The 22644-nt window shown below is 68.4% G+C and carries 18 protein-coding genes and 2 pseudogenes; 11 read left to right on the forward strand and 9 right to left on the reverse strand.

Annotated elements, in window-relative coordinates; genetic code table 11:
* Window positions 1-10 precede the first annotated feature (10 nt).
* The 7 genes and pseudogenes from DFR50_RS31345 to DFR50_RS11050 all read right to left on the reverse strand — a co-directional run bounded on the left by DFR50_RS31345 (window position 11) and on the right by DFR50_RS11050 (window position 5178).
* The gene (locus DFR50_RS31345) at window positions 11-508 is read right to left on the reverse strand and encodes a hypothetical protein (protein ID WP_147262729.1); all 498 of its coding nucleotides are present in this window, start codon (window positions 506-508) and stop codon (window positions 11-13) included.
* Window positions 509-834: 326 nt separating this feature from the next.
* Window positions 835-1123, reverse strand: a pseudogene (locus tag DFR50_RS33560) (IS1 family transposase); the annotation flags it as partial.
* A 9-nt stretch (window positions 1124-1132) separates the two neighbouring features.
* Window positions 1133-1837 carry an SDR family NAD(P)-dependent oxidoreductase gene (locus tag DFR50_RS11030; protein ID WP_113889250.1) on the reverse strand — a complete coding sequence of 235 codons (705 nt, stop codon included), beginning with the start codon at window positions 1835-1837 and terminating at the stop codon, window positions 1133-1135.
* Between the two features lie 87 nt (window positions 1838-1924).
* Complete coding sequence (locus DFR50_RS11035) at window positions 1925-2623, reverse strand: SDR family NAD(P)-dependent oxidoreductase (protein ID WP_113889251.1); 699 nt, start codon at window positions 2621-2623, stop codon at window positions 1925-1927.
* A 208-nt stretch (window positions 2624-2831) separates the two neighbouring features.
* A complete protein-coding gene (locus DFR50_RS11040; protein WP_147262730.1) occupies window positions 2832-3302 on the reverse strand; it encodes a nuclear transport factor 2 family protein in 471 nt (156 codons plus the stop codon).
* Window positions 3303-3367: 65 nt separating this feature from the next.
* The gene (locus DFR50_RS11045; protein ID WP_113889253.1) at window positions 3368-3604 is read right to left on the reverse strand and encodes an FmdB family zinc ribbon protein; all 237 of its coding nucleotides are present in this window, start codon (window positions 3602-3604) and stop codon (window positions 3368-3370) included.
* A 74-nt stretch (window positions 3605-3678) separates the two neighbouring features.
* The gene (locus DFR50_RS11050) at window positions 3679-5178 is read right to left on the reverse strand and encodes a phosphomannomutase/phosphoglucomutase (RefSeq protein WP_113889254.1); all 1500 of its coding nucleotides are present in this window, start codon (window positions 5176-5178) and stop codon (window positions 3679-3681) included.
* Between the two features lie 321 nt (window positions 5179-5499).
* On the opposite strand from DFR50_RS11050, the gene DFR50_RS11055 reads away from it, so the two are divergent.
* Window positions 5500-7917 carry a hybrid sensor histidine kinase/response regulator gene (locus tag DFR50_RS11055; RefSeq protein ID WP_170153161.1) on the forward strand — a complete coding sequence of 806 codons (2418 nt, stop codon included), beginning with the start codon at window positions 5500-5502 and terminating at the stop codon, window positions 7915-7917.
* On the opposite strand, the gene dorR is transcribed toward DFR50_RS11055, so the two are convergent.
* Window positions 7899-8600, reverse strand: a complete 702-nt coding sequence (gene dorR / locus DFR50_RS11060) for a two-component system response regulator DorR (RefSeq protein ID WP_113889256.1) — start codon at window positions 8598-8600, stop codon at window positions 7899-7901. The genes DFR50_RS11055 and dorR overlap by 19 nt on opposite strands.
* 136 nt (window positions 8601-8736) lie before the next feature.
* Here dorR and DFR50_RS11065 point away from each other — a divergent pair, with 136 nt between their 5' ends.
* The 5 genes from DFR50_RS11065 to moaA all read left to right on the forward strand — a co-directional run bounded on the left by DFR50_RS11065 (window position 8737) and on the right by moaA (window position 14705).
* The gene (locus DFR50_RS11065; protein WP_113889301.1) at window positions 8737-9930 is read left to right on the forward strand and encodes a NapC/NirT family cytochrome c; all 1194 of its coding nucleotides are present in this window, start codon (window positions 8737-8739) and stop codon (window positions 9928-9930) included.
* A complete protein-coding gene (locus DFR50_RS11070; protein ID WP_113889257.1) occupies window positions 9927-10583 on the forward strand; it encodes a TorD/DmsD family molecular chaperone in 657 nt (218 codons plus the stop codon). The genes DFR50_RS11065 and DFR50_RS11070 overlap by 4 nt, the downstream gene beginning before the upstream one ends.
* A gap of 11 nt (window positions 10584-10594) precedes the next feature.
* Complete coding sequence (gene torA, locus DFR50_RS11075) at window positions 10595-13069, forward strand: trimethylamine-N-oxide reductase TorA (RefSeq protein WP_113889258.1); 2475 nt, start codon at window positions 10595-10597, stop codon at window positions 13067-13069.
* A 90-nt stretch (window positions 13070-13159) separates the two neighbouring features.
* Window positions 13160-13672: a molybdopterin-guanine dinucleotide biosynthesis protein B gene (mobB, locus tag DFR50_RS11080; RefSeq protein WP_113889259.1), complete on the forward strand. Its 513-nt coding sequence runs from the start codon at window positions 13160-13162 to the stop codon at window positions 13670-13672.
* Window positions 13673-13715: 43 nt separating this feature from the next.
* Window positions 13716-14705, forward strand: coding sequence for a GTP 3',8-cyclase MoaA (moaA, locus tag DFR50_RS11085; protein WP_245427619.1), 990 nt, complete (start codon window positions 13716-13718; stop codon window positions 14703-14705).
* 153 nt (window positions 14706-14858) lie between these two features.
* Here moaA and DFR50_RS11090 read toward each other — a convergent pair whose 3' ends face one another.
* Window positions 14859-15956, reverse strand: coding sequence for an alpha/beta hydrolase (locus DFR50_RS11090; RefSeq protein ID WP_113889261.1), 1098 nt, complete (start codon window positions 15954-15956; stop codon window positions 14859-14861).
* A 380-nt stretch (window positions 15957-16336) separates the two neighbouring features.
* Between DFR50_RS11090 and DFR50_RS11095 the strand changes: the two genes are divergently transcribed.
* The 5 genes and pseudogenes from DFR50_RS11095 (at window position 16337) to DFR50_RS11110 (ending at window position 22612) form a co-directional block, all read left to right on the forward strand.
* Window positions 16337-17305 (forward strand): ABC transporter substrate-binding protein, encoded by a 969-nt coding sequence (locus tag DFR50_RS11095; RefSeq protein ID WP_113889262.1) that lies wholly within the window; start codon window positions 16337-16339, stop codon window positions 17303-17305.
* A 122-nt stretch (window positions 17306-17427) separates the two neighbouring features.
* Window positions 17428-19008: pseudogene (locus tag DFR50_RS33565) on the forward strand (cache domain-containing protein); the annotation flags it as partial.
* A 132-nt stretch (window positions 19009-19140) separates the two neighbouring features.
* Window positions 19141-20973: a GAF domain-containing sensor histidine kinase gene (locus DFR50_RS33570; protein ID WP_425376073.1), complete on the forward strand. Its 1833-nt coding sequence runs from the start codon at window positions 19141-19143 to the stop codon at window positions 20971-20973.
* Entirely contained in the window at window positions 20970-21365 is a 396-nt protein-coding gene (locus DFR50_RS11105; RefSeq protein WP_113889264.1) for a response regulator, read from the forward strand. Before DFR50_RS33570 ends, DFR50_RS11105 begins: the two co-directional genes overlap by 4 nt.
* Entirely contained in the window at window positions 21362-22612 is a 1251-nt protein-coding gene (locus tag DFR50_RS11110) for an adenylate/guanylate cyclase domain-containing protein (protein WP_113889265.1), read from the forward strand. The genes DFR50_RS11105 and DFR50_RS11110 overlap by 4 nt, the downstream gene beginning before the upstream one ends.
* Window positions 22613-22644 lie beyond the last annotated feature (32 nt).

The following is a 22644-nucleotide window of genomic DNA, read 5'->3' on the forward strand; positions in this document are numbered from 1 at the left end:
CGGGCCATTGCTACGCTGCGCGCATATGCTCGCTTCGCTTTAGACGCTTGACGTTTTCGTATCTCACAACGCGGGCGTGCACGACCTGAGTCAGAGACAGCCTCCCCCGTCGGAAAAACCATCGCGCAACATCTACCCAATCCCAAAGGGGCGTGTCAGTCGTAACTCTGACGACAGGAATAGGGAAGTCCCCGCTATCGCGCTTTCCTATTGCATAGTTTGAAACAGCGGCCCTGGTAATGCCAATTCGTGACGCAATATCCGACAGGCTGACGAGGTGTTCAGGGGCAATGTATAAGACCATCGCGCCGGTCGATTCAACGTCCCTCAGCGCTGATTTAAGCGCGTGATAAAAGCTTCGCGATTCACGATCAAATTCAATGATTGCAGCACCCTTTTGCAACGACACAGTTGCGTCATCGCAGCCGGCTTCAAACAACCGTTCTGATAGATCGGCAATATCGCTGCCAGGGGAGCTGGCGACAATTGTGAACTCAAACGTCTTCATCACCGCCCTCCTCTAGTCTATGGTTGCAACGTTCGACCGCGCGCAGAATGGCTCTTGCATGGTTCTGACAATTGCGCGGCGTAGACCAAACAGCCACCATGCACCCCTCGCGGGAATGGTGGGGACACAAGAGATGCCCCCAAGCGTGCCCATTTGATAACTCCACCGTCCAGGCCAAGCTTTCCGCGTGGGAGATCGCATTTTCGATCTCTTTGTTAGGGTGGCGCGGCCTAGCCATCCACTCGCCCAAGAATGGGGTAACTGTTTGCTTTTGTCAACAGATATTCCCCGGCCCAAATTCCAAATCAGCATTACGTAATTGATATTTAAGGTGTAATTCCAGTAGATTTCAGATGGGGGCCGCGCGATCCCGGCTTCGGTGCATCGGTATCCATCGCACCCACATTATCCTCCCAAGTCAGGAGCGCCTCGGAAAGGCCAGCGGCCATAGCGAACGCATTCGTAAGGCGCGTGAAGCGGCGGTTGTGCATCCGCATCGTAAGACTGGAGCGCTCGCTGTCGCTCGTTGAAATGTGCTTTCGGGTCGGGCGTTCCTTCAATCGGCGTCTTCATGGCGCCAGTGCAATCGGCGGGGCTGTCGCGGCCCTTGGCGCGCCCCCTCGCTCACCACGGCACGGTGCGGCCGAGATAGTCGAGATAGTGCAGGCCCGGCCGGCCCTGCACGGCGAGCAGCGTGCGCACCAGGCTCGGCACGCTGTCCTCGATCGTCAGCCGCGCGTCCGGGCCGCCGAGGTCCGTCTTCACCCAGCCGGGCGCCATCAGCACCAGCGTCCGCGGATCGCCGGCGTGGCGGGCGGCGAAGCTGCGCATGAACTGGTTCAGCGCCGCCTTGCTGCCGCGGTAGACCTCGCGCATTCCGACCGTGTTGTTGGCGACGCTGCCCTGGCCCGACGACATGATTCCGATCAGGCCGGTCGGCGGCGCGAGGTCCTCGAGCGCCTCCACGACCCGCATCGGGCTCAGGCTGTTGGTGATCATGACCCGCACAAATTCGTCCGTGGTCACGTCGGCGATCGTTTCCTGCGGGTTGTTGCTGACGCCGGCGTTGACGAACACGATGTCGAACGTCCGCCCGGCGAGGCGGGCGCGCAAAGCCGCGACCTGATCGGGCGCGTTGATGTCGACCGTCTCGACTTCCAGCCGTCCCGCCGAAGCCTCGGCCAGATCGTGAAGCTTCGTTCCGCCGCCGGACCGCGCCGTGCCGACGACGCGCCAGCCGAGCTTCAGGAACTCGTCGGCCATCGCGAGCCCGAGCCCGCGCGACGCGCCGACGATGAGGATCTGCTTGTCTGTTTCGGTTGGCGTCACGAGTTCACGTCCTTGTCTGCAATCCGCCGGACTTGCGCGCGCCTGCGCTTCCTGTCGTCGCGCTCGACGCGCGCGGCGATTCGCTCGTCACCAGGCCACCGGGCGCCCGTCGCGGAAGAAGCCGCCGGTCGGGCCGTCGGCGGGCAGGTCGACCGCCCAGAGCACGCTGCCGGCGCCGTCCGCGACCGGACGCCCGCCCGAGCCGCCCATGTCGGTCGCGACCCAGCCCGGGCAGACCGCGTTGACCAGCACGCCGCTGCCGGCCAGTTCCCCGGCCAGAACGCGGGTCAGCGCGTTCAGCGCCGCCTTCGAGGTGGCGTAGGCCGGCGTCCCGGCGCCCATGGACGCGAGCGACCCCGCCCCGGAAGAAACATTGACGATCCGCCCCCAGCCCCGCGCCCGCATTTCCGGCGCAAAAGCCTGCGCCATCCGCCAGGCGCCGAACAGATTGGTCTCGAACGCCTCGCGCACGATCCGCCAGTCCGCTTTCAGCGCGGTCTCCCAGGTGTCGTAGTGGATCCCGGCGTTGTTGATCAGAATGTCGACCGGGCCGATTCCCGCGGCGAGCCGCGCGGGCGCGTCCGGATCGTTCACGTCGAGCGCGACCGGGCTGACGTCGCCAGCGAGACGGCGCGCCGCCTCGGCGCCCTTCTCGTAATCGCGCGCGCCGAGAAAGACGCGCACGCCGCGCGCGGCGAGCTGGCGGCACACTTCGAGCCCGATGCCGCGGTTGGCGCCGGTGACGAGCGCGACGCGCGCCGGCGCGCCATGGGGTTCGAGGGTCATGAGCCTGATCTCCGGGAGGAAAGCGTCGCGGGGCGGACGCCGCCGATTGCGAGGCGGCGGGCTCCTGTGTGCCCATGTGGGGCGAGACGCGCCGACGCTCAAGGGGCCCATCCGACCCGTGCTGGGCGCTCCTTCCGGGCAGGTCCGGCAGTCGACCGTCAGGGGCGCGACGAATGGCGCGGCGACGAGCCTGCGAAAGGCCGAGGGGTCAGCCGCGCCCGGCGCGCTCGGCCGCGATCGCGACAAGGGCGCGGTCGCCGATCTCCCGCGTCAGGGCGAAGGTCATCGCCGTGACCTCCCAGCGCCCGTCGCGGCGCGCGAGCGTCCAATGGTAGGTTCCGATCGGCCGCCAGAGCGCGTCGCCGATCCAGTGACGGCCGTCGACCCCTGCCGTCGCCGTCGCCGTGTCGCCGTCAATCCGCGCCTCGAGGTCGAAAAGCTCGTGGCGCGTCGCGTCGAAACCCGGCACGAGGCCGCGCCACGCCTCCATCAGCGCCGCCGGCGTCGTGCGCTGCGGCTCGCCGCCCCAGAGGCTGGTGTAGTCGATGACGATCTCGGGCGCGAAGGCCGCTTGCGCGAGGTCGTAGCGGCCGAGGTCGACCGCGAGCGGGATCGACGCGACGATCGCCAGGATTTTGGCGCTCTCGAGGTCTCCGGCCGGCGACACCGCGTCCGTCATGGCGCGCTCCAAAGCTTCTCGCCGCCATAGATGGCGGCGATGCGGTCGGCGCGCAAGCGGCGCGTTCAGGCGTCGGCGAAGGCCGGGCAGGCGCCGGCGCAGCCGCACCCGCCCATCATGTCGCAGGCCCCCGCAGCCGTCGCCGGCGCAGACTCGCCGCCCTTGCTCGGCGCGGCGATCAGCGACAGCTGCTGGTCGAGATCGGCGCTCTCGCACCGCTCGCACACCGGCGTCTCGCCCGACATGACCAGCGTCGAGAATTCCTTGCCGCAGTCGCGGCAGCGATAGGCGAAGATCGGCATGGGATGCGCCCCTGGCGGATGTGTCGCATCGTCTTTGTACGAACCGGGCCGCCTGCGCAAGACGGCCGCCGTCGTCAGATGGTCTGGTTGTAGGCGCCGACTTCCGGGTTCTCGCGCAACACGCGGTCGACCGCCGCGAACATGGCGCGCATGTTGGCTTCCGACGCCGGGCTCTCCACGACGACGACTAGCTCGGGCTTGTTGGAGGAGGCGCGGACCAGCCCCCAGGTGCCGTCCTCGACCGTCACGCGGACGCCGTTGACGGTGACGATGTCGCGGATTTTTTGACCGATCAGCCGCTCGCCGCGCATCAGCATGGCCTGAAACCGGGCGGTGACCGCCTCGGCGACGCCGTATTTCACTTCGTCCGGGCAGTGCGGCGACATGGTCGGCGAGCCGAAGGTCTTGGGCAGGTCGCGATAGAGGTCGGCCATCGACTTCGCCGGATTGCGCTCGAGCATGTCGAGCACGGCGATCGCGGTGACGAAGCCGTCGTCGTAGCCGCGGCCGACCGGCGCGTTGAAGAAGAAATGGCCCGACTTCTCGAAGCCGGCGAGCGCCTTCAGATCCCGCACCCGGCGCTTGATGTGCGAATGGCCGGTCTTCCAGAAATCGACCTTGACGCCGTTGGCCGCGAGCGCCGGGTCGGTCGCGAACAGGCCGGTCGACTTGACGTCGACGACGAAGGTCGCGCCCTGGTGGAGCTTCGACAGGTCGCGCGCCAGCATGACGCCGATCTTGTCGGCGAAGATTTCGGCGCCCTCGTTGTCGACCACCCCGCAGCGGTCGCCGTCGCCGTCGAAGCCGAGCGCGACGTCGGCGCCGCTCGCCGTCACCGCCTCCGCCATCGCGTGCAGCATGTGCAGGTCTTCGGGGTTGGCGTTGTAGCGCGGGAACGTCCAGTCGAGGTCGCAGTCGAGCGGCACGACCTCGACGCCGAGTTTCTCCAGCAGTTCCGGCGCGAACGCTCCCGCCGTGCCGTTTCCGCACGCGGCGACCACCTTCATTTTGCGCCCGTACCGGGGTCGGCTGGTCAGGTCGGCGATGTAGCGGGCGGGAAAGTCGGGCACGAACTCGTAGGCGCCGCCGGGCTCGGGCGCGTAGTTTCCGCCGATCACGATGTCGCGCAGGCGGCCCATCTCCTCCGGGCCAAAGGTGACGGGTCGCGCCGCGCCCATCTTGACGCCGGTCCAGCCGTTGTCGTTGTGCGAGGCCGTCACCATCGCCACCGCCGGGCAATCGAGGGCGAACTGGGCGAAATAGGCCATCGGCGTGATGCAGAGGCCGATGTCGCGCACTTTCGCCCCGCCCGCCATCAGCCCCGCCGTCAGCGCGAGCTTGATCGAGGCCGAATAGCTGCGGAAGTCGTGGCCGACCACGACCTCGCGCGGGACGCTGAGCTCCTTCAGGAGCTGCGCCAGCCCGAGGCCGAGCGCCTGCACGCCCATCAGATTGATCTCTTTCTCGAACAGCCAGCGCGCGTCGTATTCACGGAAGCCGGTCGGCTTCACCATCGGCTGCGATTCGTAGGCGTAGGTGTTCGGAACGAGTTCCGGCGACGGTTTCGGGAACAAGGGGGACGCCTCTCATCGCGAGGTTCGGGACAGGGAACCGATTAGTGGACCCCCGCCCGGGAGACAAGCGCCGCCCGGGCCCAGGCGTCCGCCGCTCGCAGCGACGGACGCGCCGACGCCGGTCGTTCCTCGTTCCGTCATCGGACGGCTGGGGCCTTCTCCCCACGGCTAGGAGCGTCCGCCCGGAGGGACCGACGCTGGTAGGCGTCGCCTGTCAGGGCGCGCGCCGATGGCGGGCGAAGGTCGAATGGCGAATCCTTGCCGACGCGCTCAAACCCTGAAAGGCTGTCGGCGCCGGACAGCCCCGTCCAAGACATGACAATGCCGACAACCCAGCAACTGCGCGACCTGATTGCGGCCAGCGATCATTGGCTCACCGCGCGGATCATTCACTACGCCAAGGAGCGCGGCTACACCCCGTTCACGTCCACCCTCGAACAGGCCTGGCTCGCTTCGATCCGCGGGCTCTCGACGGCTCTGCTCGCCGCCCTCGATCTCGGGCGCCTGTCCTCGCCCGTCGAGGCGTCGTCCGACTATACGCATGATCCGATCGCGCTTTTCGGCATCGAAGCCGCACGCCGGCACCGAACGCGGGGCGTGACTCTCGGGCTTTTTCTCGGCCTGATGAAGAGCTATCGCGAGACCTATCAGGACCTCGTCTCGGACCCCGAGGCCTCGCCGCAGGAGCGCGAGGCGAACCGCCGATCGATCGACAGGTTTTTCGACCGGATGGAGGTCGGCTTCTGCGACGAGTGGTCGGGAAGGCCCGCCGACGAGCAGTTCGAGCAGCTGAGAACGCAGAACCGCCTGATCACCAACGAGAAGAACAAGTATCTCACGATCTTCGAGAGCCTGAACGATCCGGTCATCCTGGTCGACGAGAAAGGGAACGTCGACAACGCCAACCACGCCGCGCTGACGCGTTTCGCCGGCGAAGCGGCGCCGGGCGCGAGCTATTACAGCGGCGCGCACCTGCCGATCGAAGATATTCTCGGCGCCGAGGCGCTGGCCGAAACAGAAATCGCCTTCGAAAGACTGCTGCCGACGAACCTCGGCCCGCGCTGGTTCGAGGTCAGAGTCCAAAGAATGCTCGACGTCAGCGAGAAGTATCAGGGCGCGGTCGTCATCCTCAACGACGTCACTGAATATCGCCGCGCGCGCGAAGAAGCCGAGCGGGCGGATCGGGCGAAATCGGCCTTTCTGGCCACGATCAGCCACGAGATCCGTACGCCGATTCACGGCATCCTGGGCCTGGCCGAACTGCTCGGCCAGGGCGCGCTCTCCTCCGACAGCCGTCGCTACGTCGAGGCGATCGCCCGATCGGGTCAAATGCTGTCGTCGGTGGTCTCCGATATCCTCGATTATTCCAAGATCGAGGCCGGGGCGCTCGAACTGGACGAGACCGAGTTTTCGGTGTCCTCCGTCATCGAGGACGTCTTCGGACTGCTGCTGCCGCTGGCGGCGCGCAAGCTCGATCTCCAACTCGTCCTCGATGCGCCGGCGCTTCCCGGCGTCGTTGGCGATTCCGGAAAACTCCGCCAGATCCTGCTCAACCTCGTCGGCAACGCGGTGAAATTCACCGAACGCGGCGAAGTCCGGCTGATCGTCAGCGCGCGCGACGACGGCGCCGATCGCGTCTGGCTCAGCTTCGAGGTTCTCGATACCGGCATCGGCGTCGCGCCCGACCGGCTGGAGGCGATCTTCGACCCTTTCATGCAGTCCGACGCCTCGGTCGCGCGCCGCTTCGGCGGCAGCGGGCTCGGACTGGCGATCTGCCGTCGGCTGGTCGACCGGTTGGGCGGCGAGATCTGGGCCCGCAGCCGCCTCGGCGAGGGCAGCCGGTTCGGATTTGCGGCGCCGTTCGCGCGAACCGCGACCAATCGTCCGGCGCGACGCGCCGAAATGTCGGCGGATCTCGTCGGAATGCCGCTGTCGCTCGACGTTCTGGTGGTCGAAGACAACGAGGTCAACGCAATGGTCGCCTGCGGGCTGCTCGAGCGCGCCGGCCACCGCGCCACCCTGGCGTCGACGGGCGAAGCGGCGGTCGAGCAGGTGCGGTCGCGGGACTTCGACGTCGTCCTGATGGACTTGAGGCTCCCCGACATCGACGGCGCCGAGGCGACGCGGCGGATTCGGTCGCTCGACTCCGGGAAAAAGAGTCGCGTGCCCGTCGTGGCGGTGTCGGCTCAGGTTGTCGCGAGCGACATCGACGCCTGCACGCGCGCCGGCGTCAACGCCTTCCTCGGCAAACCCTTCCGCATGGACCGTCTGGAAGCGACGCTGAGGCGCGTCGTCATCCGGCATGCGCGCCGCTATGGCGCAAAGCCGCGAAAGTTCCGCAAGCGGGACGACGCACCCGCTCCCGATCCGCAAAAAGGCCTGATCGACGAGACCGCGCTCGCCGAACACGTGAAACTGCTCGGTCTCGAGCAGACGCGGCGCATCGTTTCCGCATTTGAAGCCAGCGTCGCCAACGCGCCGGAGGACATCGAACGGCTGACGACGGCGGGGGAGCACGACAAGCTCGCCGGCATCGCCCATCGCCTCAGGAGTTCGTCCCTGCACGTCGGGTTGCTTCAGCTCTCGGACCGTGCGGCGACGGTCGAGCGGTTGGCGAAGACCGAAGACGACGACCTCGCGCCCGTCGCCAACGAACTGGCTGCCGATTGCCGGCGGGGACTCGCAGCGCTCAGGCAGGTCTTCGCCAGGATCTCGGCGGCTCAGCCGGCGAACACATAGCCGACCCCGTGCACCGTGATGATGCGCCGCGGGTTCGCGGGGTCCTTTTCGATCTTGCGGCGGAGCCGGCCGACGAGCACGTCGATGGTCCGGTCGAGCGGGTCCCGGTCGCGATGGCTGACGTGATCGATCAGTCCGTCGCGGGTCAGAACGCGCCCCCGGTTGGTGACGAACGTGGCGAGGAGTTCGAATTCGGCGCGCGTCAGACGCACCTCCTCGCCTTCGGGCGACGTCAGCGTCCAGTGCGGGATGTCGAGCGTCCAGCCGTCGAATGTCTTCGTCGGTTGGTCGGGTGACAGCATGCGCGCCGCGGCGACGCGCCGGGCGAGGTTCTTCGTCCGCGGCAGCAACTCGCGCATGGTGTAGGGCTTCGTCACATAGTCGTCCGCGCCGAGTTCCAGAGCCACGATCCGGTCGACGACGTCCTGCCGGCCAGTCACCATGATGACCCCCACCTCCGACTGACGCCTCAGCTCCCTGAGCAGCGAGAGGCCGTCCTCGTTGGGCAGGTTGATGTCGAGCATCACCACGTCGACGTCCCCGCGCTGGAAGACGCGCCGCATCTCCTCTCCGTTCACGGCCACGGAAACACGGTGGTTTTCACGGCGCAGATAGGCCGCGAGCGTCTCCCGCCCCACGGGATCGTCCTCGACGACCAGAATGTGATGGGCCGTTTCGTTCACGTGCGCGAGCTTCCCGTCGTCGAATCCCGTCGTTCATACCTGTTTACAATTTTCTACGCCACGTTCACCGTCGGCGCGAAGCCCGTTTACGCCGGCGCCGCACACTCCGTCCCGCTCGAGAAGCGGGAGCGTGGCGGTGTGGAATCCCTTGGCCTGGCGGAAAACAACCTGGACGCTGGTCGGCGTCGGCGCGCTCGGCGCGATCGCCGGGGTTGTCGCCTGGGGCGGGTTCAACACCGCGATGGAGGCGACCAACAGCATCGCGTTCTGCGTCTCCTGTCACGAGATGCGCGACACCGTCTACAAGGAGTACCAGACCTCGATCCACTACAAGAACCCGGCCGGCGTGCGGGCCACCTGCCCGGACTGCCACGTGCCGAAGGACTGGATCCCCAAGGTCGCCCGCAAGGTCCAGGCTACCAACGAGCTCTGGCACAAGCTCGCCGGCACCATCGACACTCCGGAGAAATTCCAGGCGGCGCGCGCCTCCCTCGCCAAGGAGGTCTGGAAGACGATGAAGGACACCGACAGCCGCGAATGCCGCAACTGTCACTCCTTCGAGGCGATGGATTTCGCCCATCAGCGGCCGAAAGCCGCCGAGCGGATGCAGAAGGCCTACAACGAGGGCGGCCAGACCTGCATCGATTGCCACAAGGGGATCGCCCACAAGCTTCCCGACATGACCGCCGGATTCAAGGCGGTCCACGATGACCTCGCGAGCGGCTCGAAGTCGCTCACGCCCGTCGTCGGGTCGACCCTCTACACGCTCTCGACCAAGCCCTTCTGGCTCGACCGCCCGAAAAGCGAGGGGGACGCAAGCGCCGGCAAGCTGCTGCCGTTGACCCCGCTCGAGGTGCTCGAGCGCGACGGCCCGTGGGTCAAGGTGAAGTTCGGCGGCTGGCAGCAGGAGGGCGCCGAGCGAATGGTCTATGCCCTGCAAGGCAAGCGCATCTTCGCCGCCGCCCTCGGCCCCGACGCCATCGACAAGGTCGCGCACGGCCAGACGATGAAGGACGCCGACACCGACCAGCAGTGGACCGAAGCCAGCCTCGTCGGCTGGACGACGACCGCCGACCTCGTCGCGGACCGCTCCAAACTCTTCGGCTACGGCGCCGAGATGTACAATGCGAGCTGCGGACTCTGCCACTCGCTGACGCCGACGACCAACTATCTGGCCAATCAGTGGATCGGCAACCTGAACGCGATGAAGCGGAACATCTCGCTCGACGACGAACAATACCGGTTCCTCCAGAAGTACGTGCAGTTGAACGCCCAGGACACGGGCGGCGCGAAAGAGGCCGGGACGAACGAGACGGGAGCAAAGAAATGAAAGACGCCGTTCCAGGCCCGGCTGCCGATCGGTCCCGATCGCGCCGCCCGGCGGAGATGCTGGACTGGCTGGCCGCCCTGTTCGCCGCGCCGCCGACCGTCGAGTTCGTCGCTTCGCACCGTCGCGGGCCGGGCGCCGACCTGCTGCGCGACCTCGCCCGGGACCCCGACCTCGCCCATGGCGCGGCGCTGCTGCGCGAAGCGCTCGCCGGCGCCGACGACGACCGCGCCCTCGCCGCCCGGCTGGGGCGGAGTTTCGGCCTGTTGTTCGAGGGCGTCGGCGGTCCCGACACCGTGCCGCCCTACGAATCGGCATTCCGGCAAGGCTCGGCCTGGCGCCTGTTTCAGGCGCCGACCGGCGAGATGGAGGCCCTGCTCGCCGAGCGCGACCTGTCGGTCTCGCCGGCCGCCGCGATGCCGGCCGATCACCTGGCGGTCGAACTCGCGTTGACGGCGCACCTCGTGGCCACCGGCGACGACGAATCGGCCGAGGCGATGATCCGACGCCTGGCCGGATGGACCCCGGCCTTCGCCGACGCCTGCGGCGTTGCCGACGGAGAGGGGTTCTGGGCGGGCGCCGCGATCCTTCTCGCCGCCGTCACGGCGAGCGGAAACTTCACGTCCAACCCCTCCCAATCCACAGCCAGCGCTTGAAGGAGCGTTCCATGACCAGTCTATCCAAAGGCGAATTGCGCGCGGAACTCAGCCGGCGCGCGTTCCTGCACTACGGCGCCGCGCTCGGCGCGCTCGGCTTTGCCGCCCCGTCGCTGCTGGTGAGCGGCGCGCGGGCGGCGACCGCCCCCGACGGCGAAGTCCTGACCGGCTCCCACTGGGGCGCCTTCCGCGCCAAGGTCGAAGGCGGCCGCATGGTGTCGATCGCGCCCTGGGAAAAGGACCCCGCGCCGAGCCATCAATTGTCGGGCGTGCTGGATTCCGTCTATTCGCCGACCCGCATCAAGTTCCCGATGGTGCGGCGGGCCTACCTCGAAAAGGGCCCCGGCGCCGATCCCGAGAGCCGCGGAACGGGTGACTTCGTTCGCGTGTCCTGGGACCAGGCGATCGAGTTGGTCGCCAAGGAACTGACCCGCGTGGAAAAGACCTACGGTCCGGCGGCGACCTTCGCCGGCTCGTACGGCTGGAAGAGCCCGGGCCGGCTGCACAACTGCCAGAGCCTGCTCAGGCGGATGATGAACCTGAAAGGCAGCTTCGTGAACGCCTCGGGCGACTATTCGACCGGCGCCGCGCAGATCATCCTCCCCCACGTCCTCGGCACGCTCGAAGTGTACGAGCAGCAGACCGTCTGGCCGGTGGTCGTCGACAAGACCGAATTGATGGTGTTCTGGGGCGCCGATCCGGTGCTGACCAACCAGATCAGCTGGGTCGTCGCCGACCACGGCGCCTATCCCGGCATGAAGGCGCTCAAGGACAAGGGCACGAAGGTCATCTGCATCGATCCGGTCAGGACCGGCACGGCCGAATTCTTCGGCGCCGAGTGGATCGCGCCGCGCCCGCAGACCGACGTCGCGCTCATGCTCGGGATCGCGCACACCCTCGTCGCCGAGAAACTCTACGACGAGAAATTCCTCAAGACCTATACCACCGGCTTCGACAAGTTCCTGCCTTATCTGATGGGCGAGACCGACAAGACGCCCAAGACCGCCGAATGGGCGGCCGCCATCACCGACGTTCCGGCCGACACGATCAAGGATCTCGCCCATCGCTTCGCCAAGAACCGCACGATGCTGGCCGCGGGCTGGTCGCTGCAGCGGCAGCAATACGGCGAGCAGCGCCACTGGATGCTGGTGACGCTCGCCGCGATGCTCGGCCAGATCGGCCTGCCGGGCGGCGGCTTCGGCTTCTCGTATCACTACGCCAGCGGCGGCGCGCCGTCGGCCGACGCCCCGGTGCTGACCGGCATCACCGACGGCGGCAAGGCCAAGGAAGGCGCGGCGTGGCTGACGGAGAGCGGCGCGGCGTCGATCCCGGTGGCGCGGGTCGTCGACATGCTTCTGAACCCCGGCAAGGAGTTCGATTTCAACGGCGCGAAAGCCAAGTACCCCGACGTCAAGATGGCCTACTGGGTCGGCGGCAATCCGTTCGTCCATCATCAGGACCGCAACCGCATGGTGGCCGCCTGGAAGAAGCTCGACACCTTCGTCGTCCAGGACTTCCAGTGGACGCCGACCGCGCGTTTCGCCGACATCGTGCTGCCGGCGACGACGTCCTATGAGCGCAACGACATCGAGAGCGTCGGCGACTACGCCGGCTCGGCGATCATCGCGATGAAGAAAGTGGTCGATCCGGTGTTCGAGAGTCGCAACGACTACGACATCTTCGCCGCCATCGCCGGGAAGCTCGGCAAGGACAAGGCGTTCACCGAAGGCAAGTCGGAGATGGACTGGATCCAGTCGTTCTACGACGCGGCCCTCGTCCAGGCCAAGGCCAAGAATATCCCGATGCCGGAGTTCGACGCCTTCTGGAGTGGGACCGGCGTCGTCGAATTCCCCGTCACCTCGGGCAAGGACTTCGTGCGCTACGCCAAGTTCCGCGAAGACCCGCTGCTCGAGCCGCTCGGAACGCCCTCGGGCAGGATCGAGATCTACTCGAAGAACATCGAGAAGATGGGCTACGACGACTGCGGCCCGCATCCGAAGTGGTACGAACCGGCGGAACGCCTCGGCGGTCCGACCACCAAGTACAAGCTGCACATCGCCGCCAGCCATCCCAAGTCCCGCCTCCATTCGCAGCTTTGCGGCACCAAACTGCGCGAGACCTACGCCATCGCCGGTCACGAACCGTGCTGGATCAATCCCAAGGACGCGGCCGCGCGCGGCATCGGCGACGGCGACGTCGTGCGCGTGTTCAACGACCGCGGCCAGATTCTCGCCGGGGCCAAGGTGACGGACGCGATGCGTCCGGGCGTCATCCGGGTCAACGAGGGCGGCTGGTACGATCCGCAGGAGCCCGGCAAGCCCGGAACCCTGTGCAAGTACGGCGACGTCAACAATCTGAGCATGGACGTCGGCACCTCCCGGCTCGGCCAGGGCAATTGCGGCCATTCGATCGTCGGCGAGGTGGAGAAATACGCCGGCCCGGCCGTCACGGTCGACGTCTTCACGGCGCCGAAGCCGGCGGTCTGACCGAAACCCGTCCCAGAGCCCGGGCGCAGCGTCCGGCGCTCCGGCCGGGAGGGAGTTCTCCCTCCCGGCGCCCTCACAGGGAGCCTCGCCATGCGAATGATCGGACTCGTTGGGCGCAGCGGATCGGGCAAGACCACCCTGATCGCGGCGCTGCTGCCGGCCTTGCGGGCGCGCGGACTGACGGTCTCGACAATCAAGCACGCCCACCACGGCTTCGACCTCGATCGGCCCGGCAAGGACTCGTTCGTCCACCGCGAGGCGGGCGCGCAGGAGGTGATGCTCGTGTCCGATTCGCGCTGGGCGCTCATGCACGAGCTCGGCGCCGCCGCGCCGCCGCCGCTCGAGGCGCTCGTCGCGCGGCTCGCGCCCGTCGATCTCGTTCTGATCGAGGGGTTCCACACCCATCGTCACGCGGCGATCGAGGTCCACCGTCCGAGCGAGGGCCACGCCCTGATGTGGCGGGAAGGGTCCGACATCGTCGCCGTGGCCAGCGACGGGGCGCTCCCGCCCCTGGCCGTTCCCGTCCTCGACCTGAACCACACGCAGGCGATCGCCGACTTCGTGCTGGCGGAGGCTGAAACCTATGTTCCTCCCAGGACTTGACGCCCCGCGCGGAAGCGCCGGAGCGGCGCCCGTCGCGCAGCGGATGGTCGATTCCTTCGGCCGCGCGATCTCGTACCTTCGGCTCTCGGTGACCGACCGGTGCGACTGCCGCTGCGTCTATTGCATGCCCGAGCGCATGAGCTTCCTGCCCAGGCGCGACCTCTTGTCGCTGGAGGAGCTCGACCGGCTGTGCTCCGCCTTCGTGGAGCTCGGCGTGCGCAAGATCCGGCTGACCGGCGGCGAGCCGCTCGTGCGGCGCGACGTCATGACGCTCGTCCGGTCGCTGTCGCGCCATCTCGCGCGCGGCGCGCTCGACGAACTGACGCTGACCACCAACGGCTCCCAGCTCTCCCGCTTCGCAGCCGATCTCGCGGCGAGCGGCGTCAAGCGGATCAATGTTTCGCTCGATACGCTGGATCCGGAGACATTCCGGACGATCTCGCGCCGGGGCGACCTCGCCAAAGTGCTGGCCGGGCTGGACGCGGCGGACCGGGCGGGGCTCAGGATCAAGATCAATACGGTCGCCCTCAGGGGCGTCAACGAAGGCGAGGCGCCGGCGCTGGTGGAATGGGCGCACGGGCGCGGCTACGACCTGACCTTCATCGAGGTCATGCCGCTCGGCGGGGCGCAACGGGAGCGGCAGGATCAGCACATTCCCCTGACGCAGCTGCGCGCATCGCTCGCCGAGCGGTTCACGCTCACGCCCTCGACCCACCGGAGCGGCGGTCCGGCGCGCTATTGCGACGTCGAGGAGACCGGCGGACGCGTCGGGTTCATCACGCCGCTCACCCATAGTTTCTGCGACGCGTGCAATCGCGTCCGCGTCACCTGCTCGGGCAAACTCTACCTGTGCCTCGGACGCGAGGACGGCGTCGACCTTCGCGAGCCGCTGCGCAGGTCGCCGCGCCAGGACCTGCTGACCGACACGCTGCAGGCGGCGATCGCGCGCAAGCCCGCGGGACACGACTTCGTCGCCGTTCGGCGCGGCGGCCTCTCGTCGACCGAGCGCGGGATGAGCGTCACCGGCGGGTGAGCGCGCCCGCTCGTGGACAGGGCGTCGCGGCTCGCGACGGTCGCTTGCGGCGGCCTCGCTGCCGGCGAGCGGCTGGGAGGAGGCGTCGTTCAGGCGGACTGTGCGCCCTCGGGCCGGGCTCGTCCCGCCCGCCGCCGACGAGCGGCCAAACCCTCACCTGCCAAGATGCGCGTCGAAAAACGCCGCGATGTCGGCAAAAGCTTCGCGCGATTCCGGGACCGAGGGGCCGGCGAGAAACTGGGCGTGGCTCTCGCCTTCGTAGACCTCGAGGTCGGCGACGGCGCCCGCGCGCTTGAGCGCGCGATGGGCCCGCACGGTGTTGGACAGGAACAGGTCGCGCGTGCCGGTCGTCAGGATGGTCGGCGGGAATTTCGAAAAGTCGCCGTAGATCGGCGAGAGATAGGGATTGCGGAAACTCTCGCCGCCGGCGTAGAGGCGCGCCATGCCCTCGAGCATGCCGCCGTAGGCGACGAGGACGTTGTCGAGCCAGGCGTTGGCGGCGTAGCTGTCGCCGGCGCTGGACAGATCCGACCACGGCGTGCCGGCGGCGAGCGCGCCCGGCAGCGGCAGGCCCTCGTCCTTCAGGCGCAAGATCGTCGCGAGCGCGAGCCCGCCGCCGGCCGACGATCCGATCAGCGCGACGTTTTCCGGCTTCGTCGTCTTCACCACCTCCTTCCACACCGCGACCGCGTCGTCGAGGGCGGCGGGGAAGGGGAAGTCGGGCGGCATGCGGTAATCGACCGCCAGCACCCGGAAGCCGCCGAAGCCGGCCATCATCACCCCCTCGCCGGTCCCCGCTTCGCCGGGATAGAAGACGTAGCCGCCGCCGTGCAGGGCGACGACCAGCCGGTTGCGGTTCTTCTCGGGGATCGTCATCGGCGTCACGAGATAGGCCTTCACCCCGGCGACGACGGTCGGCTCGACCGTCACGCCGAGTTCCCGCTTCAGCCTGTCGAGGTTGACCATCGCCGTCCTGTTCGCCGCTGCCACCGCCGCCTTCCATTCGTCCCCGGTCTTCGGCGCGTCGGCGACATTGCCGAAAGGCGCGGCGATGAGGCGCTGGAGCTGCGGGCTGACGTCGTCGGGGACCGGAATTGTCTGTCCCGGCGTCGTTCGCGGGCCATAGGTCGCATTGGCCGCGGCTTCCGCCGCGGCGGTCTCGGAGAAAGTCGGCTGATCGGCGCGCGCGGGCGCGGGCGCGAGCGCCGCGAGCGCGAGGCAGGCGAGGATGAGCGCGTTCGTCGGACGCATGCCTTGTCTCCCGAGGCTTCGTGACCCTTGCGGCGCGACTCTAGCCCCGCTTTCCACGCGCCGGCCAGGGGTCGAAGACGCCCTGTCTGCGGTCTTGCGACGCCCGGCCGTCGGCGAAGCTCCGTTCCCCGACGTCGTGAGGCGGCTCGGCTGGGGCGGACGAATACGCTGTTCCGCTCGACCGCCGTTTCCTGGATAATGGTCGCGGGCGGCGGCTGGTCTTCGCGGTCATCGCCCGGAGGAAGGACGCCGATGCGCATCGTTGGCAAACCGCTGTCCCGCAGCGCTTGCGGCCCCCCCGCCATGCCCGTCCGGCGCGCTGCGTCGGCGCAGGGCCTCGACCTTGCGCCGACCCCGCGCGCCGCCCACGAGCGGATCGCATGAGACGAAGGACCTTCATCGCCGCGCTCGCCGCCGCCGCCTGGCCCCTCGCCGCGCGCGCCGGGCAGCGCATGCCGCGCATCGGTTATCTCGCTCCGCCGTCGGCGGAGGCCGACAGGAAGGGGCTCGAAGCGTTCATGGCCGGGCTCGCCGAGCTCGGCTATGTCCCCGGCAAGACGGTCGTTCTCGAGGCTCGCTTCGCCGATGGCGACGAAGCCCGGCTCGCGGCGGCGGCGAGGGAACTCGTCGAGATCGACGTCGACGTCATCGTGACCGGCGGCCAGGGAGTCCTCGCGGCTTACACGGCGACCAAGACCATTCCCATCGTCTCGGCGGTGACGCTCGACCTCGTCGCGCAGGGCATCGCGGCCAGTCTCGGCCATCCCGGCGGCAACGTCACCGGGGAGACCTTCTTTGCTCCGGAGCTCAGCGTGAAGCAGGTCGAGCTCCTCAAGCAGGTGAAGCCCGTGATCACGCGCGTGGGCCTGCTCGTCCCCGAGCACAATCCTTTCGACGCCTTCACCGCGGCGGCGGTCGCTCGGGTCAAGACGCTCGGCGTCGCGCTCGAGCCGATCGAACTCGGCGACCCACGCGATTGCGATCGGGCGCTTTCCGCCGCGCCCGGCGCATCGATCGACGGCCTCGTCGTCGTCGATTCGCCCCAGTTCGTCGTCGGGGACGGGCCGGCGCTGATTGCCGCCGCCGCCATGCGTCGCCGCCTCCCCGCCGTGGGCGGGCCGACCCTCGCGGCGAGCGGCGGGCTCCTCGGCTACGGCGTCGACTTCGCGCCCATGTTCCGGCGCGCCGCCGCCTTCGTCGACAAGATCCTGAAGGGAACGAAGCCCGGCGACATCCCGATCGAGCAGGCGACGACGTTCGTCACGATCGTCAATATGAAGACCGCCCGGACGCTCGGTCTCGACTTCCCTCCGGCCGTGCTCGCCGCCGCCGACGCGGTGATCGAGTGACGCGGCGCACCCTCGAAGCGGCCCATGACCCTCCGGACGTGCGACTCGGGCGGCGCGCGTCGCTCGCGCGTCTGTCGCTCGCGGTCAAGCTCGCGCTCGCCCTGATCGGGCTCGTGGCGCTCGTGCTTGTCGTCAACGGCGCGATCGAAGCCTGGCTCGGCTACGAACAGACGAAGCGCGCCGCGCTCGAAGTGCAGAGCGAAAAGGCGCAGGCGGCCGCGGCCCGAGTCGAGGAGTTCCTCGGCGACATCGAGGCCCAGCTCGGCTGGACGACCGGCGCCGAGTGGGGATACGGCAAGGCGGAGCAGCAGCGCTACGACTTGATCCGCCTTCTGCGCGAGGAGCCGGCGATTGCTTCGCTCGCCTACATCGACGGACACGGCAAGGAACAGCTCGCCGTCTCGCGCCTCGACCTCGACTCGATCGCGAGCGGCAAGGACTATTCCAGCGACCCGCGCTTCGTCCGCGCCGTCGCCGACAAGGTCTGGTTCGGCCCGGTCGAGTTCCGCGGCGGCTCGGAACCCCACATGGCGATCGCGATCGCCCATGTCGGCAAGACCCCGGGCGTGACCGTCGCCGACGTCAATCTCGAGGTGATCTGGGACGTCATTTCCGCGATTCGGGTCGGCGACAGGGGCTTCGCCTATGTCGTCGACGACAAGGGGCGTCTGATCGCCGACCCGGACCTGAGCCTCGTCCTGCGCGAAACCGATCTGTCCGGGCTGCCGCAGGTCCGGGCGGCGCTCGCCGCGCTCGGGTCGGGAAGGGTCGCCAACGACGCTGCGCCGCCCGGGGGCTCGGCTGAGATCGCCAGGGGACGCGACGGCGGCGACGTCCTCACCGCCTACGCGATCGCGTGGAAGCCGCGCTGGGTCGTGTTCGCGCAGCAGCCGCTCGGCGAAGCCTTCGCTCACGTCACGCAATCCCTTCTGCGGACGGCGGCGCTGCTGGGCCTCGGGCTTCTGCTCGCGCTCGTGAGCGGCGCCGCGCTCGCGCGGCGGATGACGGCGCCGATCCGCGCGCTGCAGAAGGGCGCCGAGCGACTCGGCGGGGGCGAGCTGGGGCAGCGCATCGACGTGCGCACCGGCGACGAGATCGAGGCGCTCGCCGGCAGCTTCAACCGCATGGCTGGCCGCCTCAGGGAAAGCTACGAAACGCTCGAGGCCAGGGTCGAGGCGCGGACCCGCGACCTGAACGAAGCGCTCAGACGGCAGACCGCGACGAGCGACATTTTGCGGGCGATCGCTGCCTCGCCGAGCGACATGGGCCCCGCGCTCGCCATGCTCGCCGAAACGGTCTGCCGGCTCTGCCAGGCGCATGACTCCGTGATCATGCTGCGAGAGGGGGAGCGCCTGCGCATCCTGGCCCATCACGGTCCCGTTCCCCTGCCTCCGAACGCCGGCGGTCCGGTGAGCCGCGATTGGCCGCCGGGCCGCGCGGTCGTGGACGGAAACGCGCTCCAGGTCGTGGACCTCCTGGCCGAGGAGGCGGAATATCCGCGCGCCTTCGCCATGGCGGTCGAGGCGCAGCGCGCGGAAGGGGACGCAGCCGCGACGGGCCTCGCCTGGCGCTCCGTGCTCGTCATGCCCCTCATGCGCGACGGGAGCGCACTCGGCGTCATCGCACTCCGCCGCAAGGAGGTCTCCCGCTTTTCGGACGCACAAGCCGCGATGCTCGCGACCTTCGCCGATCAGGCGGCGATCGCCATCGAGAACGCGCGCCTGTTCGACGAAGTGCAGGCCAAGACCCTGGATCTCGAGGAGTCGCTGGCCCAGCAGACGGCGACCGCCGAGGTCCTCCAGTCGATCAGCCGCTCGGTCTTCGACCTCGACACGGTGCTCAGGACCCTGATCGACACGGCGGTCGGGCTCTGCCGCGGCAGCCGCGGCACGATCTTCATCCGAAACGGCGACAGGATCGAGGCGCGCGCGTTCCACTCGAATGTTCCGCACGGTCTGCGCGACTATATTCTCGCCCATCCGGTCCCGCTCGACGGCGGCGAGGCCATCGCCGCGACGATCCGCGATGGCAGGATCGTCCACTACCCCGACCTCGTCAGCGACCCGTCGCTCGTGCCCGCCGGCGCGCGCGAGCAGGCCGCCTTCGGCGCGCTTCTGTGCGTCCCGCTGCTGCGCGAGGGCGAGGCGATCGGCTGCTTTGCCGTGCCGCGCAACGATCCGGTCGCCTTCACCGAGCGCGAGATCGATCTCGTCAGGACCTTCGCCGACCAGGCGGTGATCGCGATCGAGAACGCGCGGCTGTTCGCCGAGGTGCAGGCCAAGACGCAAGACCTCGCCGAGGCGCTGCAAATGCAGACCGCGACCTCCGACGCGCTGAAGGTCATCAGCCGCTCGGCGTTCGATCTGCAGGCGGTGTTCAGCACGCTGGTTTCCTCCGCCGTCGCGCTCGGCGGCGCCCGGACGGGCGCCATCTGCGTCCGCGACGGCGACGTCTTCCGCTACCGCGACGCGATCGGCGCCGGGCAGGCCAGCGCGCTCGCCGGCTATCTGAAAGACCACCCCGCGACGCCGGGGCGCTCGACCATCGCCGGCCGCGTGCTGCTGTCGGGCAAGGTCGAGCGCATTCCCGATTGTCTCGCCGACCCCGACTATGTCGTGCCGATGGGCGCGCTTGCGAGCAACGTGCGCTCGCTGCTTGGGGCGCCGCTGGTCGCCAAGGACCGGGTGGAGGGCGCCATCATCCTGACGCGCGACACGCCGGGACATTTCAGCGACCGCCAGGTCGAGATCGTCCAGACCTTCGCCGATCAGGCGGTCATTGCGCTGGAAAACGTCCGCCTGTTCGACGAAGTGCAGGCGCGGACGAAAGAACTCGCCGCCTCGCTCGACGACTTGCGCAAGGCGCAGGACCGGCTGATCCAGACGGAGAAACTCGCCTCGCTCGGCCAGCTCACCGCCGGGATCGCCCACGAGATCAAGAACCCGCTGAATTTCATCAACAACTTCTCCGCCTTGTCGCGCGAGCTGATGGGCGAGCTGCGCGCTGTTCTCGACAAGGCGCCGCTCGCAGACGCCGACCGGGAGGAGGCGGGCGACCTCATCGGCATGATCGACGGCAACCTCGACAAGGTGGTGAGCCACGGCAGGCGCGCCGATTCGATCGTGAAGAACATGCTCCTGCATTCGCGCGACGGCTCGGGCGAGCGCGGCGCCGTGAACGTGAACGCCATGGTCGAGGAAGCGCTGAACCTCGCCTATCACGGCGCGCGGGCGGAAAAGCCCGGCTTCAACGTCACGATCGAAAAATCGCTCGATCCCGCGGCCGGAGAGGCCGATCTCTATCCGCAGGAGATGACACGCGTGCTGCTCAACCTGATTTCCAACGGTTTCTATGCGACGGAAAAGCGCAAGCAGTCTGAAACGGCGGCCGGCTGGGAGCCGACGATCACCGCCTCGACGCGCGATCTCGGAGCCAGCGTCGAGATCGTCATCCGCGACAACGGCGCCGGCGTTCCCGACGACGTGAAGGCCAAACTGTTCAATCCGTTCTTCACCACCAAGCCCGCCGGCGAGGGCACCGGGCTCGGTCTGTCGCTCTCGCACGACATCGTCGTCAAGCAGCACGGCGGCGCGATCGATGTCGCCACCGAGCCGGGCGCCTGGACCGCCTTCATCCTTACGTTGCCGCGCGGGGGGACCTTGCCGTGAACGCGCTCATTCTCGTCGTCGACGACGAGCCCGACGTCGAAGACCTGTTTCGCCAGCAGTTCCGCAAGGAACTGCGCGCGTCGCGCTTCGTGATGGAGTTCGCGCAGTCCGCGCCGGCGGCGCTGGAACGGGTCGCCTCCGCCGAGGCCGCCGAGCTCATCCTGATCCTCTCCGACATCAACATGCCCGGCATGAGCGGCCTCGACCTTCTGCCGAAGGCGCGCGCGGCGCGACCGCATGTGCCGGTGATCATGATCACCGCCTATGGCGACGACAATACGCGCCGGCGCGCCATCGCCGCCGGCGCCGCCGGCCTGTTCACCAAGCCGATCGATTTTCCCGTGCTTCGCGGCGAGATCGGCCGATTCCTCGACGGCGCGGCTTCGCCATGACTGCAAAGATCCTGGTCGTCGACGACGAGCCCGATCTCGAGGACCTGATCCGGCAAAAATTTCGCCGGCAGATCAAGGAGGGCGGGATCGCGTTCGGCTTCGCCCGCGACGGCGTCGAGGCCTTGAGCGTGCTCGAGCGGCAGCCGGATTTCGACATGGTCGTGTCCGACATCAACATGCCGCGTATGGACGGGCTGTCGCTGCTCGCCAAGTTGCAGACCGGGGAGGCGAGCTATTCGACGGTGATCGTCTCGGCCTACGGCGACATGGCGAACATCCGCACCGCGATGAACCGCGGCGCCTTCGACTTTCTGACCAAGCCGATCGACTTCGCCGACTTCGAAACCACGATGCTCAAGACCATCGCCCACGTCGCCGCGCTCAGGCAAGCGCGCGCGCGGCAGGCGGCGGCCGAGCGCGCCCACGCCTCCCTCTCGCGCTACTTCTCGCCCAATCTCGCCCTCAGCCTGGCGGCGGACGACTATGCGCTGAAGCCCGGCGGCGAGCGGCGCGAGATCGCGACGCTGTTCACCGACATCGCCGGCTTCACCCCGCTGGTCGAGTCGCTCGACCCGGAGCGGCTGGCCGAACTGCTCGGCGGCTATTTCGAAGCGATGACCGAGATCGTGTTCGAGCACGAGGGCACGGTCGCCAAGATCATCGGCGACGCGATCCACGTCCTGTTCGGCGCCCCCGCCGACCAGCCGGACGCTTCGACCCGCGCCGTCCACTGCGCGCTCGCGCTCGACCGGCGCGCCGAAAGCTACCGCACGGAATGGCGGGCGAAGGGCGTGGCGCTCGGCGCGACCCGCATCGGCGTCCATGCCGGGCCGGCGATCGTCGGCAATTTCGGCGGCGGCCGCCTGTTCGACTACACGGCCTACGGCGATACGATCAACGCCGCGGCGCGGCTCGAGGCCGTCAACAAGGACCTCGGCACGCGCATCTGCGTGAGCGCCGCCGCCGCCGGACGCACGGCGGGATTCTCCTGGCGGCCGGTCGGCGACCTCATGCTGCGCGGCCGCAGCCAGTCGATGCGGGCCTTCGAGCCGCTCGACGAAGCGGAAGGGGCGAGCCCGCACACGCTCGCCTATTGCAGGGCCTTCGCCAAGCTCGAAGCCGGCGACGCGACCGCGCTCTCCGCCTTCGCCGCGCTGGTGGGCGAACGCCCGGACGACCCGCTGGCGCAATATCATCTGAAACGCATGCTCAACGGGACCGCGCGGACGCGGATCGAGACGGCCTAGGCCGGTTCACCGGACCGCGCGCCGCAAGACCT

Origin of the sequence: Roseiarcus fermentans, from assembly GCF_003315135.1 — a bacterium.
Classification (GTDB): Bacteria; Pseudomonadota; Alphaproteobacteria; order Rhizobiales; family Beijerinckiaceae; genus Roseiarcus; species Roseiarcus fermentans.